This window comes from Mesorhizobium argentiipisi (SeqCode) (genome assembly GCF_037179585.1).
GTDB classification, from domain to species: Bacteria; Pseudomonadota; Alphaproteobacteria; order Rhizobiales; family Rhizobiaceae; genus Mesorhizobium; species Mesorhizobium argentiipisi.
In genome coordinates this window covers 1-363 of the sequence record NZ_JAPYKO010000129.1, presented here as the reverse complement: position 1 = coordinate 363, position 363 = coordinate 1, and the positions used below count along the sequence as shown (strand labels likewise).

Sequence of the window (363 nt, the reverse complement as noted above, 5' to 3'; positions counted from 1 at the left end):
GGATCTGGCTCCTGCGGTTGAGCTTGCCGCTCTTGTTGTCGAACGGGGCAAGGCCGACCAGTGCCGCGATCGCCTTGGGCGAGCGCTGGCCGAGCTCGGGCAGGAGCGCCAGCAGCGAGAGCGCGCCGACCTTGGAGACACCGGGAACGGAGACCATCAGCGCATGGTCGCGAGCCGCGTCCTGGTTTTGACGAATGACTTCGGCAATCTGGCTTTCGAGCGCCTTGATGCGAGCATCGAGGTCGGCGATCAGGTCTTTGAGGCTGGTGATGACGATCGCCTCGAAAGCCTCGGCGAGTTGCTTCTTCAGCGTTGCCCGCATCGCGACCAGTTGATCGCGGTGGCCGGCAAGCGACTGAAGCC

General features: G+C 64.5%; 1 protein-coding gene. It reads right to left on the bottom strand.

Going from position 1 to position 363, the window contains the following annotated elements; all coding sequences use genetic code 11:
• Positions 1-363, bottom strand: a 363-nt coding sequence (locus O7A05_RS34250; RefSeq protein WP_337097825.1) for a transposase, incomplete at both ends; no start/stop codon positions are given.